Source organism: Pedobacter ginsenosidimutans, assembly GCF_001442625.1.
GTDB classification, from domain to species: domain Bacteria; phylum Bacteroidota; class Bacteroidia; order Sphingobacteriales; family Sphingobacteriaceae; genus Pedobacter; species Pedobacter ginsenosidimutans.
Map to the genome: position 1 here is coordinate 40921 of NZ_LMZQ01000014.1, position 16505 is coordinate 57425.

At 40.8% G+C, this 16505-nt stretch carries 6 protein-coding genes; 4 read left to right on the forward strand and 2 right to left on the reverse strand.

The window, feature by feature from the left end; genetic code table 11:
* Positions 1-74 precede the first annotated feature (74 nt).
* The 3 genes from ASU31_RS17380 to ASU31_RS17390 are packed head-to-tail and all read left to right on the forward strand — an operon-like array spanning position 75 to position 4573.
* Positions 75-2078, forward strand: coding sequence for an alpha-L-arabinofuranosidase C-terminal domain-containing protein (locus tag ASU31_RS17380; RefSeq protein WP_083505419.1), 2004 nt, complete (start codon positions 75-77; stop codon positions 2076-2078).
* Between the two features lie 16 nt (positions 2079-2094).
* On the forward strand, positions 2095-3633 hold the full coding sequence (locus ASU31_RS17385) for an alpha-N-arabinofuranosidase (protein WP_057933551.1): 1539 nt from the start codon (positions 2095-2097) through the stop codon (positions 3631-3633).
* Between the two features lie 4 nt (positions 3634-3637).
* Positions 3638-4573, forward strand: coding sequence for a glycoside hydrolase family 43 protein (locus ASU31_RS17390; RefSeq protein WP_083505420.1), 936 nt, complete (start codon positions 3638-3640; stop codon positions 4571-4573).
* Between the two features lie 377 nt (positions 4574-4950).
* Here ASU31_RS17390 and ASU31_RS17395 read toward each other — a convergent pair whose 3' ends face one another.
* On the reverse strand, positions 4951-7296 hold the full coding sequence (locus ASU31_RS17395; RefSeq protein WP_057933553.1) for a glycoside hydrolase family 127 protein: 2346 nt from the start codon (positions 7294-7296) through the stop codon (positions 4951-4953).
* Positions 7297-7317: 21 nt separating this feature from the next.
* Positions 7318-8646, reverse strand: a complete 1329-nt coding sequence (locus ASU31_RS17400; protein WP_157258083.1) for a rhamnogalacturonan acetylesterase — start codon at positions 8644-8646, stop codon at positions 7318-7320.
* Positions 8647-9432: 786 nt separating this feature from the next.
* On the opposite strand from ASU31_RS17400, the gene ASU31_RS17405 reads away from it, so the two are divergent.
* The gene (locus tag ASU31_RS17405) at positions 9433-16473 is read left to right on the forward strand and encodes a type I polyketide synthase (RefSeq protein ID WP_057933554.1); all 7041 of its coding nucleotides are present in this window, start codon (positions 9433-9435) and stop codon (positions 16471-16473) included.
* The last annotated feature ends 32 nt before the right edge of the window (positions 16474-16505 follow it).

Below are 16505 nucleotides of genomic sequence, written 5' to 3' on the forward strand. Positions count from 1 at the left end.
ATAAATGTTTAGATAACGTTTATTATTTTAAATATTTTACTTTTACCATTAGGATCTTCCAAATATTAAACCGTATGAAATTAAATTACCCTGTAAAAAGTGTGTTTTCGGCATGCATAGCGTATGCAACAATTGGAATCGGATGCATTTCCGAAGTACAGGCACAAACTGCAAAAGTGATCAAAGTTAAAACAGACCATTCCATTGCCAAGGTACAGCCTAACATGTGGGGCGTTTTTTTTGAAGACATCAACTTTGGCGCCGATGGTGGCATTTATGCCGAACTGATCAAAAACCGCTCTTTCGAATTTGCAAAACCGCTAATGGGCTGGACTTTCCAACCAAAAAAACCACAGGAAGGCGAAATATTGGTGGTGAACCGAAAAGAGGTGAATACCGCCAATCCACGATATTTGCAGGTAAAAAAACAAACCGGCGATTTTGAGCTTGTAAATGAAGGCTTTAAAGGCATTGGCGTAAAAAAAGGCCTGCGTTACGATTTTTCTGTGATGTACCGTCAATCAACTCCTGGGGTTAAACTTGTGCTATTACTAAAAGATGCAAACAATAAAGTTATCGGACAGGGAAGTTTAACACCCGACCAAACCGGTAACGACTGGAAAAAACAATCAGCAAGTTTTACCGCGACAGAAACCGACCCAAAAGCAAAATTTGCTATTGGGTTTCAGGGAAAAGGGAATATCGATCTGGATATGATTTCGTTATTTCCCAGCGACACCTGGAAAAACCGCCCGCAGGGATTAAGGGCCGATATGGTACAGTTACTTGCTGATATGAAACCTGGTTTTATCCGCTTCCCTGGCGGCTGCATTGTAGAAGGCACCGACCTGGCCAATCGTTATCAATGGAAAAAAACCATCGGCCCGATTGAAAACAGACAACTGTTAATGAACCGCTGGAATACGGAATTTGCCCACCGCCCCGCACCTGATTATTACCAGAGTTTTGGTTTGGGCTTTTTCGAATATTTCCAACTGGCAGAAGATATAGGTTCTGATGCGCTACCGATATTAAACTGTGGCATGGCCTGTCAGTTTAATTCAGCGGAAGTAGCCTCTCTTGACGAACTCGATCCTTATGTACAGGATGCTTTAGATCTGATCGAATTTGCCAATGGCGATGTGACAACCAAATGGGGAAAAATGAGGGCAGATCTTGGCCATCCAAAACCTTTCAATTTAAAAATGATGGGTGTTGGAAACGAAAACTGGGGCCCACAGTACCTGGAAAGGCTGGCGATTTTCACTAAAGCCATAAAAGCCAAGTATCCCGATTTTAAACTGATCAACAGCTCTGGTACCGATCCCGAAGGCGACCGTTTTAATTTGTTGAACACAACTTTAAGAAGCAATAATGCCGATTTTATAGATGAACACTATTACCGCCCTGCCGATTGGTTTTTAAAAAATGCCGGCCGTTACGATAATTACCCAAGAAACGGAACCAAGATTTTTGTTGGCGAATACGCCGTACATGCAGACAATAGTATAGTTGGAAGTAACCGCAACAACTGGCAAAGTGCTTTAGCTTCGGCCTCGTTGATGACAGGTTTGGAGCGCAATGCCGACGTGGTACAGATGGCCTCTTATGCCCCGCTTTTCGCCCATATCGATGCCTGGCAATGGGCTCCCGATATGATCTGGGTAGATAACCTGAAATCGTACGGAACACCTGATTATTATGTACAGAAACAGTTTTCTACGAATAAAGGAACCGATGTAATTTCGATTACGCTTGACGAGAAGAACATTATCGGTCAGGATGGCCTTTACGCATCTGCAGTAACCGATCAGGCAAAAAAAGAACTGATCATTAAAATTGCGAACAACTCCGATCAGGCACAAAATATTGATTTCGACCTGGAAGGAAAAATGAAACTGAAGAGTAAGGCCACCAAAGAGGAAATAGCGAACAGTAACCTAAATCAACTCAACTCTTTCGAAAATCCCCAAGCGGTTAGTCCACAAAAAAGCGCTATTAACCTAAAAGGCAAAAAACTCAACATCACTTTAAAACCTTATTCTTTTAACGTTATCAAAATTCCATTTAACCAATAGATTTAACGAGATCATGATGAAAAAATTTATCTTATCTGCGGCTGTATTCTGCAGTTCTATTTTAGTGCATGCACAAAGCGAAACCCCGTTAACCATTAAACCTGCTGGCGATCAGATGGTTAGCAAGCACATTTACGGTCATTTTTCCGAGCATTTGGGTCGTTGCATTTATGATGGTTTTTGGGTGGATGAAAATTCGACTATTCCCAATAAAGGAAGAATCCGTTTAGATATTGTAGATGCTTTAAAGAAGATAAAAGTTCCAAACCTCCGTTGGCCGGGTGGCTGCTTTGCCGATGAATACCATTGGAGAGATGGCATAGGGCCGAGAAACCAACGCCCGAAAATGGTAAATACCAACTGGGGCGGCGTAACTGAAGACAATAGTTTTGGTACACACGAATTTCTAGACCTCTGTCAGACGCTCGATTGCGAACCTTACATTGCAGGTAATGTAGGCAGCGGAACCGTTGAAGAAATGGCCAAATGGGTAGAATACCTGAACTTTGATGGTGTAAGCCCAATGACGGCCATCCGCAGCCAAAATGGTAGAGAAAAACCCTGGAAAGTTTCTTTCTGGGGCGTGGGTAACGAAAGCTGGGGTTGCGGAGGAAACATGACGCCTGCTTATTATTCTGATTTATACCGCAGGTATGCCACTTATGCACGTAATTATCCGGGCGCTCCGTTAAAAAGAATTGCCAGCGGCGCAAATTCTGACGATTACAACTGGACAGAAACCTGTATGAAAAACATCGGCAACCAGATGTGGGGATTAACTTTACACTATTACACCATCCCAACAGGAAACTGGGGCAAAAAAGGATCGGCTACCAAATTTGATGAGGCACAATACTTTTCGACCATGAAAAATTGTTTAAAAATGGAAGAACTGGTAACCAAACACTCAGCAATAATGGATAAATACGATCCTAAAAAGAAAGTGGCTTTAGTGGTTGACGAATGGGGAATCTGGACGGATGTAGAGCCTGGAACAAACCCTGGTTTCTTGTATCAACAGAACAGTTTACGCGATGCTTTAATTGCCGGCACAACTTTGAATATCTTTAATAACCACTCCGATCGTGTTAAAGTAGCCAACCTGGCACAAACAATTAATGTTTTACAGGCCTTAATTTTAACCGAAAAGGATAAAATGATCTTAACCCCTACTTATCATGTTTTTGATCTGTACAAAGTGCATCAGGATGCCAGATATCTACCAATTGCCTTTACCAGTCCTGATTATACTGTAGGCGATCAAAAAATTCCGGCTTTAAATGTTTCTGCCTCTCAGGATGCAAGCGGCGCTATTCATATTTCGTTGGTAAACTTAGATCCAAACAAGAAAATTGCCTTAAGTACCGTTTTAGATGGTTTAAAATGGAGCTCAGTTACAGGACAGATTTTAACCTCGGCCAAACTTACCGATGTAAATACATTTAGCGATTCGGACAAAGTACACAATGCAAAATTTACAGGCGCAAAAAAATCAGGAAATTCGCTTAAAGTTGAGTTGCCTGCGCAATCGGTTGTGGTACTCGAATTAAAATAAAATGATGAAAAAACTCATATACCTCTTTATAATCTTACTATCGGCTTGCTTTAATGCCCAGGCACAGTCGAAAAAGGAGGTTTATCTCTTTGCCTATTTCAAAGGTAATGGGGAAGACGGGTTGCACCTGGCCTATAGTAACGATGCTTACAAATGGACCGCGCTTAAAAATGACCAATCGTTCCTTACACCTACGGTAAGCAAAGATAAATTGATGAGAGATCCTTGTATTATCCGGGGGGCTGATGGCTTATTTCACATGGTTTGGACAGTAAGCTGGAAAGATAAAGGAATTGGTTATGCCAGTTCGAAAGACCTGATTAACTGGAGCACACAGCAGTTTTTGCCTGTAATGGCTAAAGAAGATGGTGCGAGAAATACCTGGGCACCTGAAATCACCTACGACAGCCGCACTAAAACCTATATGATTTATTGGGCTACAACGATTACAGGTAAGTTTAATGAAACGGCCTCAACTGAAGAAAGCGGTTACAATCACAGAATGTATTACGTTACAACCAAAGATTTCAAAACCTATTCGGAAACCAAACTGCTTTACGATCCGGGTTTTAATGTAATTGATGCTACTATTGTAAAAAATGGGAAACAGTTTATCATGTTTTTAAAAGACGAGACCCGCGAGCCTGCTCAAAAGAATATCAAAATAGCTTATGCCGATCAATTGATTGGTCCTTACAGCAAAGCTGGAAATCCAATTACTGGGAATTACTGGGCAGAAGGACCAACAACCTTAAAAATCGGCAATAACTGGATGGTTTATTTTGATAAGTACCGCGACCATAAATATGGCGCAATCCAATCTGCAGGTTTAAAAAACTGGACCGATGTTTCTGATAAAATCTCCTTACCAAAAGGTTTAAGGCACGGAACTATACTAACAATTAAGAAAAAAGAACTGGAAACCTTATTAAAGCAATAAAACATGCTAAAGAGTATAAAACTTTCTCAAATAAGGTCCTGAAACAAGTTCAGGAGGACGATCGCATTGGATAATTCACCCGTGGTCTGTGTCCGCACAGATCACATTGTTAAATCACATCAATTTACCTGCCACCCGTCATGCTGAACTTGTTTTACTACGTAGCTTTCCGCTTCGCTACAGGTCAGCATCTTTATAGTCTACACATATCCACTTCAAAAACCTTCCTCATAGATCCTGACCACGAAGTAGCTATTAGACCATTGAACACAATAAACACAACTAATAAAACAAGTTCAGGAGGACGATCGATTTGAATAATGCTAGTGGTCTGTGAGGACACAGACCACGGAATAAGGCGAAATGACGCCAGCTATCTATCTCACCAACCTCACCTCATATATATTTGCAGTAGCTGATCCCTGATCGGCAACAAATTTCACTTCTAAATCTGCTTTTAATAGCTCTTTGGGGATTAGGTATTCCTGTGTATAAAAAGTATCACCTTTGTTTCCATCCAACTTTACTTTTTCAATTACAACGCCATTAATCAAAATAGAAAAGTTTTTATTCTTTTCTTTTCCGTAATAAGTTAAACTCAGCTTATTTGCCGATAAATCTTTATTTTTAAGCACATAACTAAACCATGCTTTTCCGTTTCTAAAATGCCTTTCCTGATAAGTTCCGTTATCGGTTTGCTCACCTTTAAAATTGTGATCCGATTCTGGCTGTTGCTCTCCGGTATTGATCAGATCGACGGTTCGCTGTTCCGTTTTCATTTTTTCTTCTTCTGCCAGCTTAATCGCCTTTGCACGCTCTGGCAATGCCTCTGTGCTGCTGTAAGGGAAATAAACCACATACCGCTTTTCGGCCAGGGTATAAAAAGGAACCAATTTTAAAGATTTATATTTTGGCTGATAGATCGCATTTTGAGCACTGAAGGTTAAACTGTTTTTATCAATCAAAGTAATTTCATTTGCTAAGGTATTTTTAGTTCCTGTAACGAGTGGTGCATCGCTGATCGGGAATAATGGTCCTGAAGCAATATGCCCCATCCTACTGCCATCGGCTAATAAATTAGGTTGATTTAATGTATCCATCGCCGCAGCGAGCACAACCGGGCCACGAAGAAAGGCCACCCAATCTGAACCATCGGGCATAAACTCAGTGGTGGTGTGCATGGGCAAGGAAATGTTAAGCACATCACCGGTAGCCCAAACACGATCGATACTGGCATACCCATTCGCATTACTTTTGGTGGCAACTTTTTTTCCATTCACCAAAACAGTCATTTTTCCTGGCTCTACCCAGGATGGCCGACGGAAATGTAAAACAAAACGGTGTTTGTTTTTTACCTGAAGTTTAATCGTTGTATTTTCTGCATCAGGAAAAAGCGTTTGTTGTGTAAGCTGAATACCTTTTTCCTTCCAGTTTAAGGTAGAAGGAATGAAAAGGTTTACGTACACATCATTCTTGTTATGAGCATAAATCAGCTCCCCATATTTACCATGGTTTTCCAATCCCGAGCCTACGCAGCACCAAAAACTCTCCTGCGGACTCGAATAAGTACGATAATGCCCCGGCCGCATCGGTGTAAAATATACAAAACCACCTTCTGGCCGCTGCGAAGAGAGGATATGATTATAAAGCGTACGTTCGTAATAATCGAGATATGTGTTAGAAGGCGCGGCCAAAAATAGCTGTTTGGTGAGCTTCAGCATATTGTAGGAATTGCAGGTTTCTGGGCCTTCCCGCGATTCAGTCATCGAAGAAAAGTTATTGGCCGGATGAAAGTGCTCTCTAACACTATTTCCACCTATGGCCACCGTTCTATGTTCTACTACTGTTTTCCAAAAGAAAGCAGCCGCATTTGCCCAGGAAGGATCTTTATCCAACAAGGCGACCTGCTCAAAACCAATCACCTTAGGAATCTGTGTGTTTGCGTGCAGACCATTCAGGGAATCAGTATTTTTTAATAGTGGATTTAGAATGGATTGATCCGAAAACCGTTTTGCGAGTTGAAGATACTTTTGATTACCCGTTATCGCATAAACATGTGCGAAAGTTTCATTCAACCCACCATGTTCGCTTTTTAGCAGTTCTTGTACTTGCTGATCAGATAAATCCGAAACCAGATCAACACACCAATCGGTGAGTTTTAGGAGCATCTGCTTTGCTTTTGCATTACCTGCAACCGCATAAGCATCGTAAAGCCCTGCATAAATTTTGTGGATATTGTACAAAGGAACCCACTTTCCATTCAGCGAAAAACTCGACGACCTGATGTTGCCTGCTTTGATCTCCTTCCAGATTTCTTTGCCACCAGGAATACCTGCCAAATAGCCATTACCATTTTTTACCTGGCATTTATCCAGTTCAGCAATCATGTATTCCATTCGGTCTTTAACCTTTATATCACCGGTTGAAGCATACATTAAAGCCAGAGCAGACAAATAATGTCCGCCGATATGCCCGTCTAAACCTGTGTTTTCCCAGTTTCCGTAAGATGCCGCTTTAGGTTTTAATCCTGCCTCCCTGAGGTAAGGCGCCAAAAGCCTGTCTGCATCTAACGAAAGCATGTATTTTTTATCGGTTTCCTGAGCCTGTTTAAAAGGCCCTTCGAGCAAACGGACTTCCGTTAAGTTAAATGGCTGCAAACTCGCTTGTCCGAAAGTAGTTCCATGCAGGGCGGTAAACAATACAGCGATAATTATTTTTTTCATCTTTATAAGTAATATGTTATTTTAATTCCCATCTGGCTTAACTATACTGCTTTTGGGGCTCTCTGGCCAGTGCCAGTCCGCAGGATTATCTGGTTTTGCCGGATCAAATTTTGGCAGATCATCTACCAGATATTTTGCTATGCCTAATTTCTGCTCCTTAATACCTAAAATGATGCATTGTGCAATTTCATAAGCACCATAAGGATTAAAGTGTGTATTATCGGCCAATGCCTTATCCTGACCTGGATAACTGTTTGCAGGATAATGAACAAAGGCTTTTTTCGATGGCTCTTCGCCTAAAGCATTAAACAAAATCGACGTCATGGCATTCAGGTCAATTAAAGCAACTTTCTCTTCGGCAGCAACCTTACGTGCAGCATCAGGAAAATCGCCAAGAGAATTTGCAATTTTTCCATCGGGGCCAAAAGATCTTCTACTGGTTGAGGTAACCACAACAGGGATTCCTCCTTTTTTCCTCACTTCTGAAATAAATGTTTTTAACCTTTCGGTATACGATTTATAAGCGCCATCGTTGGGCCCTTTATCTTTTTGATCGTTGTGCCCAAATTCAATAAAAAGGTAATCGCCAGGTTTCATAATACTTAAAACCTTCGCTAATCTTTTGCTCCCTAAAAATGAACCCAGTGTTAAGCCAGATTCAGCATGATTGGCAATCGCAACGCCAGGTTTAAAAAAACGGGGAATCATCTGTCCCCATGATGCCCATGGCTCATCATCCTGGTTCACCACAGTTGAGTTCCCTGCCAAGAAAACGGTAACCTGATCCTCAACCTTCGTAATTTCGAGCGCTTGCAGTGCCGTTTGATGGTCAAACTCCAAAGTAAGTTTATCATCCCAATCGAGTTTGGTAAGTTCGCGTGGTTTTAACGAAACCAATTGCCCGCCAGTAATATGTTTATCTTTAATATTTACGATAAAAGTTTTAGTTAGCGATTGCCCAAATGTGGTTTTCACATTTTCGAGCATCAACCTTCTCGATTCTGCCTTTACTGTGCTTAATGCGGGGCCTTTTGGATCGCCAAGCGTGACTGTTATTTTGTAATTACCTTCTGGAACGGTTACCGAAAAATAAAAAGATTTATCACTTTTCACCAGATCAGAAGTTAAAAAATTCTTCCCGCCATAATCTACTCCATCAACTTTCGAATCAAAATCGAAACCATAACCCTTTTCTTTACTGTAAACATCAGTTGGCAAAACCGGCGTATAACCTTTAGCAACCTTTCCGGTACCAAAATCAAATTTGTAATTGGTTTTTTCCTGGGCCTGGGATAGATTGACAATTAAACCAAGAAAAATGAATGGCTTAATAAACTTTTGAATGCTCATATGCTTAAGGTTTGGAAGATCTGTTTGATGAATAAATCCATCATAATCGCTTTCCTATAAAATTTGGTTAAATAAACGTCTTAATAACATTTATAAACGAATATATAAAAACAATTCCCAATTTAAACGAGAATGAGTTGTGTATTTAAAATTTAAGCATTTTTTTAATAAAAGTACATTGCCGTAAAACTCAAAAAACAACAAACATTCAATTATCAGTACTAATTAATACTACAAAGATAAACCATTCAAAACACCCTATAAATTTCTTCAATTTTTAATTAAAAAACTATAAGTCCAAGAAATATTAAGCCATAAGACCAAAAACCCCATTTCACGAGCTAAAATCAATAAAAACTTGATAATTTTTAGTCAAAAAATTAAAAAAATTAAACACAAAGCGTATAAAATCAGTTCATTATAAAAATAAATCTGTAAATTAACCCATTATTAATACTAACTCAATATGGATAGTCTTTTTTTGTATTTGAAATTTAAATACACTACATAAAGAACCATAATTGAAAATATTAATTAGATTTTTGTTCATAAAATTCATTTTTAAATGAAAAAACAGGTTGCTTTTTAAACGCTTGTTCAGTTCATTCATTTATAAATTTTTAAAACAAATTGACTTAACCAAGTCGTATATTAGTCTAATTAATCATACACACTAATTGCAGCCCTAAAAAGCGCTGTTATTGCGTATTACGGGCAGGCATAAAGAACCATTATGTTTCGCTTTTAGTCATCCATCAAACAGAAGAAGTAGAAAAATCTAAAGCCATGAACAAATACGCCATTATTGGAGTAACTCCTTTCGAAATCCCTGATAGTAAATTGGTTTCTAATTTACAAAAAGCAGATTGCTTTCCAGTTCTCAGTCTTGGGCACAACATAACCGAAACCGAAAACGCACTTCATTCACTTGTGGAGTTGGGTATTTCAGATTTTGGTGTAAGCATCAATTCGGCGGTATTCGCCAACATTGATCTTCCTGCCCAGGTAAGTTTAATTATTGCGCCATATGATTTCATGATAAAGCGTAAAACATCTGCAAAAATTATCTATCAGGTTTTTGATCTCGAATCGGCACTGGCTGCACAAGCAAAGGGTGCCGATGGAATCATAGTGAAAGGAAATGAAGGTGCTGGCCGTGTGGCTTACGAATCTTCTTTTGTACTTTTTCAACGGATTATTAAAGAAATTACACATATTCCGGTTTGGGTTCAGGGTGGTGTAGGTATTCATAGTGCGGCCTCTTTAATTGCTCAAGGCGCAGCAGGGATTATTTTAGATAGCCAACTCGCCTTATTCCCAGAATGTTCTGCTCCTGAAGATTTAAAAACTGTTTGTGGTAAGTTAAGCGGAACAGAAACCAAACTGATCGATAACTGCCGCGTATTGGCCCGTCCAAATTCGCCGGCATTGCCAGAAGATATAGATTATAATGGTCTTCAAAAACATTTTAATGGTTACAATCTGGAAACAAATTATCTTCCAATGGGTCAGGATATTGCCCTATCGATAGACCTGGTTACCAAATATAAAAAGCTTGATAAGTTGGTTTTTGGCATAAAAGAAGCCATTTACGGCCATTTAAAACAGGCCAAAGCCATCAATGTAATAAAAGCGAATAACTCGCTTGCTAAAGATTTAAACATCACCTACCCTATTGCACAGGGCCCAATGACCAGGGTAAGCGATGTAGCGCCGTTTGCAGATGCAGTTTCGGAAGCTGGTGCCTTATCGTTTATAGCGTTATCCTTGCTAAAGGGTGAATCTGCAAAAAACCTGATCGAAGAAACTAAAAAACTGGCTGGCGAAAAAACCTGGGGCGTAGGCATTTTAGGTTTTGCACCACAAGCGCTTAGAGATGAGCAACAAGAATATATTTTAAATGCAAAACCTCCTGTTTTACTAATTGCAGGCGGAAGACCATCGCAGGCCAAGCCCTTCGAAAAAGCAGGGATAAAAACTTTTCTTCATGTGCCCTCTGCTTCTCTTTTAGATATGTTTTTAAAAGAAGGCGCTAAACGTTTCGTATTCGAAGGCCGCGAATGTGGCGGCCACGTAGGCCCCCTATCCAGCATGGTATTGTGGGAAAAACAGATTGAACGTTTGTTAAAGGAAGAAAATCCGGAAAGCATCAGCGTTTTCTTTGCCGGTGGCATTCACGATTCTTTTTCTACTGCATTCATTTCAGTAATGACAGCTCCTTTAGCTGCTAAAGGAATGAAAATCGGTGTATTAATGGGCACCGCTTATTTATACACCAAAGAAGCTGTAAGCACAGGCGCCATTTTGGATAAATTCCAACACGAAGCCATGCAGGCAAATGAAACTGTACTGCTTGAAACCGCTCCAGGACATGAAACCAGGTGTTTAAATTCTTCATTTGCCACTTTCTTTAACGAAGAAAAAAAGAAACTTCAGGCAGAGGGAATGGATAAAAAAGAAATCTGGGCAAAACTGGAAACACTAAATGTTGGCCGTTTACGTATTGCCGCAAAAGGTATAGAAAGACGCGGCGATGAACTGGTAAAAATCGACGAAGCTGAACAAACTGACCTGGGCATGTATATGATCGGTCAGATTGCACCGATGCATAAAGAGGTGATGTCATTGCTCGATCTTCACCAGGATGTAGCCGAAAATAACTATACACATATTTTAGACGCCACACTTTCTTCACCTCCTGAAAATAAAACCAAAGCTTTAGATGTAGCTATTGTAGGTATGGCCTGTATTTTCCCTGGAGCTAAAAACCTCGAAGAATACTGGCGTAACATCATTCTAGGCAAAGATTCGGTAACCGAAGTACCGGACGAAAGATGGAACAAAGAACTATATTATAATCCAGACTCTACTGCTGGCGATATGTCGCACTCTAAATGGGGCGGTTTTATCCCGAGGATAGATTTTGATCCCTTAGAATTTGGTATTCCACCACAATCGCTTGCGGCTATTGAGCCTACCCAATTATTAACCTTAATGGTGGCCAAGCAGGCCATGCAGCACGCAGGTTATGCTGATGGTGGTGTTGACAATGAAAATGTATCTGTTATTATCGGTGCTGAAGGTGGAAACGATCTTGCCAACAGTTATAGTTTCAGAGGTTTTTACAAGCAGGTTTTTGGCGAAATGCCAGCCGAAGTAGATGCCGTATTACCAAAAACAACAGAAGATTCTTTCCCTGGTATTTTGGCGAATGTAATTTCTGGCAGGATCACCAACAGGTTAAATCTGGGCGGTCGGAATTATACGGTTGATGCGGCCTGCGCTTCATCTTTGGCAGCAATAGACCTGGCTTGTCAGGAGTTATTTTTAGAAAAATCGGATATGGTTTTGGCCGGTGGAGCAGATCTGCACAACAGTATTAACGATTACCTCATGTTCTCGAGCACACATGCCCTTTCTAAAAAAGGAAGGTGTGCCACTTTTGATTCCGAAGCAGATGGAATTGCCCTTGGCGAAGGTATTGCCATGATCGTATTAAAAAGATATGATGATGCTTTACGCGATGGTGATACAATTTATTCTATTATTAAAGGTGTAGGTGGATCAAGCGACGGCAAAAGCCTTGGTTTAACTGCGCCACGTAAAAACGGACAGGTAAATGCTTTAGAAAGGGCTTATAGCCAGGCTGGAATTACGCCATCACTGATAGGCCTGGTAGAAGCACATGGTACCGGCACAGTGGTTGGTGATAAAACTGAAATCAGTGCATTAACCGACATGCTTAATCAATCGGGCGCAACCGCCGGACAAACACATCTAGGCTCCGTAAAAACGCAGATTGGCCATACCAAATGTGCTGCTGGTATTGCTGGATTGATTAAAGCATCGCTATCGGTTTACCATGGTATTAAACCACCTACCATCAATTTAAAAACACCAAATAGTTTCTATAACGCCCAAACCAGTCCATTTGCCTTTCATACCGAAGCTGGTTTATGGATGGAAGAAAAAAGATATGCTGGCGTTAGCGCCTTTGGTTTTGGCGGAACAAATTTCCATGCTGTATTGGAAAGTGCTCAGAATACCGAAAATAAAAATTCGATCTTAAAGTCGTGGCCATCAGAACTGTTTGTTTTCAGGGGAGATACTTACGAGGAAGCCAAAAGACGGGTGATTTCGGTTAAAAATCTCTTAGAACTGAACGATCAGATCGAACTGAAAGATATTGCCTATAGTTTAGCAACTGATGATACCAAACCTGTTCAATTGAGCATAGTAGCCAATCACGCAGAAGATCTGGTAATGAAAATCGACCTTGTTTTATCTGGCGTAGAAAGCAAAGACACCTACCTTACTCAAAAACAGGATGGCAAGGTTGCTTTTATGTTTCCAGGTCAGGGAAGCCAGCGCGTAAATATGGCAAGGGATCTTTTTGTGGTTTTCCCTGAAATGAGAAAACTATTGAAAGCTTACCCTGAATATGAAAAAATCCTTTTCCCAAATACTGTATTTAATGATGCGGATGCGAAAGCACAAAAAGAACGCATAAAAGATACCCGCATGGCACAACCCCTACTGGGCATTGTTGATCTTGCAATCGCTAACTTCTTAAAATCATTGGGCATTGTGCCTGATATGGTTGCAGGCCACAGTTATGGCGAATTGCCGGCACTTTGTTTTGCTGGTGCTTTTGAAGAAGAAGCCCTGGTTCACCTAAGCGCAGAACGGGCAAAATCTATTTTAAATGCAGTAGAAAACGGCGATCCGGGCACAATGCTTGCCGTGAGTGCAAAACAGGAAGATCTTGCGCAATACCTGGGTGATATTAAAGAAGTTTATCCGGTAAACTTTAATGCACCAACACAATGTGTTATTGCAGGCAGTACAGCAGCTATCGGCCAGCTGGCTGCAGTGTTAAAAGAAGCCAAAATATCTTTCCGCCCGCTTGAGGTGGCCTGTGCTTTCCACAGTCCATTGGTGGCCAAATCGAAACAGCTTTACCAACAAGTGCTTTCTGGCGTAAACTTTAATGATCTAAAAATTCCGGTATGGTCTAACACCACAGCAAAAGAATATCCAACTGAAGCTGCCGCTGTAAAAGAACGTTTGACCGACCATTTGATAAAACCTGTCCTTTTTGTTGATGAGCTTAGGGATATGTATGCCGCCGGCGCCAGGGTTTTCGTAGAAGTTGGCCCTGGCAAGGTGCTAAGCGGTTTAACCAAAGCTTGCATCGGTAAAGACGAAGTCATTTTACACACCGAAGATCAAGGTCAGAATAAACTCAGCAATTTGCTGGGCACACTGGCTGGTTACATGGCTACCGGTCGCGAAATCAAACTCGAAAAATTATTCGAAGGCCGTTCTGTTAAAAGCATCAAATTGGATGAACCTTCAATTTATAAAAAAAGTCCCGCTATCTGGTATGTGAACGGTCAACACGCTGTTCCATCAACGGGTAAACTTCCGGCAAATGGTGCATCCCCTATTACTAAACCGATTATCCTTATGAATAACACCTCTACACTAACTGAAAATCAACAGGTTAATGGCTCAGCCAAAGACTTGATGATGCAGGAGTATCTGCACAGCATGAAAATGCTGATTCAGGCACAACGCGATGTAATGCTTTCCTTTTTAGGACAGGCTCCCGCAATGCCTTCGCAAATCGTTAACCAGCCCCTAACATCATATCAGACACCTCAACCAGTCCGTATCGAAAATCAGATTACGGCAAAACAAGAAGTGCCTCAGGCGCAAACCATCGAAGTGATAACACCTGCGGTTGCACAAAAAGACTTAAAACTGGTGCTTTTGCAGATCGTAAGCGATAAAACCGGCTATCCGCAGGAAATGCTGGGCATGGAAATGGATCTGGAGGCCGATTTAAGTATCGATTCGATTAAACGAGTAGAAATTATCGGTGCATTACGTACCGAACTGGGTGGTTTCTCTCAATTAAACCTTCCGGAAGATAAAATTATGGAGCAGCTTGCCGGACTTAAAACCTTAAGCAGCCTGGTAAACTGGATTACAGAAAATACTGAACAGCCAAAAGCGGTGAGTGCACCTGCTGTAGCAGTAACTCCAATAATTGAAGCAGAACAGACAAAATTTTCATTAGATCAGTTAAAATCGGCCATTCTTGATGTGGTGAGTGAAAAAACAGGTTATCCAAAAGAAATGCTGGGCATGGATTTAGATCTTGAAGCTGATTTAAGTATCGATTCGATCAAACGGATGGAAATTATCGCCTCTTTAAAAGAAAAAATCGGTTTTGGCTCACAAAGCGAACAAGCTGATGATTTAATGGAAAAACTGGCCGCAATCAAAACCTTAAACGCCCTGATTAACTGGATTGCCGATGTTGAAGCAGAAAGCTCGGAGGTGCTTACAGAAGCAAAAAAGCTTATTGAGGAGAGCATTGATGATCAAACGGTTAAAGAAAAATTATCCCGTTTAAGATTTGAGCTAACTCCTGCTGCATTGACCATTACCGAAGCAGCCATTTTAAAAGGTCAGCGTTTTGCCTTAACCGATGATGGTGGCGGACAGGCGATAAAAATTAAGAAAGTGCTCGAAAAACATGGTGCCATTGCCGATCTGGTGAGTTTTGAAGACTCATTGGATGGCTACCAGGGCCTCATCATTTTGAACATGTTCGAAGCACAGCAAAAAGTAGGCATTCTCGATCATTTCGCAACCATTAAAAAGCTAAATTTTGATACCGTAAAATGGGTGTACCTAATTGCAGATACCAAACAATATTTTAACGATCAATCTGATATTTCTTTCTTACGGAATTACCAAGGTTACTCTGGTTTCTTTAAAAGTTTAGACCGCGAATACGAACATACCAAATGCCGTTTTATCAGTCTCGAAACCAAAATGTCGCCAGATGAAATCACCAATATTACCTTAAACGAAATCCTGAATCCGGATAAACCTTCGGAGATCATTTACAACGACCATAAAAGACACATTATGGAGTTGGTGCCACACCAGCTGAGCACCGAAACCGATGCACATATCCATTTAGATAAAGATGCCGTGGTGATGGTTTTAGGTGGAGCACAAGGCATTACAGCCGAACTGATGATCCATTTCGCGAAAGATTATCCTTGCAGATACATTTTGGTGGGCCGTTCGGCAAATCCGATCGCCTCGGCAAATGAAGCCAGCTCTTCGTTAAAAACCAAAGATGAGATCAGACAATATGTGATTAAACAGGGCGAGATTAAAAAACCTGCCGAGATAGAACAGGAAACGAATCGGATTTACAAAAACAACCAGATTTTACGCTGTATTGCAACTTTAGAGGAAGGTGGTTCGACGGTGGTTTACGAATCGTTAGACCTTAAAGATGAAGAAGCACTAACGCGTTTGATCAATCAGGTTTATGAAGATTATGGCCGCATAGATGGCGTAGTACATGGTGCAGGTTTATTGGAAGACAAACTGTTCCACAGCAAAACTCCTGAATCTTTCGGACGTGTTTTCGACACCAAAGTAACACCATTAAGGGTATTGGCTGAGCAGTTAAGGCCAGAAACCCAATTTGTGATCCTTTTCTCAAGCATTGCTTCTGTTTATGGAAACCGCGGGCAAACCGATTATGCCGCAGCAAATAGTGTAATGGATAAATATGCCTGGGCCTTAAAACAAAAAATTCAAGGCAAGGTAATGGCCATTAACTGGGGACCGTGGAAAGGTGCAGGTATGGTTTCCCCAACATTAGAAAAAGAGTACCAACGAAGAGGAATTGCATTGATCCCTTTACAGGATGGAATGGAAACTTTCTTGAATGAACTAAAATATGGTAAAGAAAGCCAGGTATTGATCATGGCTGGAAACACCTGGACATAGAAGGATTCTCTGTCGATATCAATATAGAACTG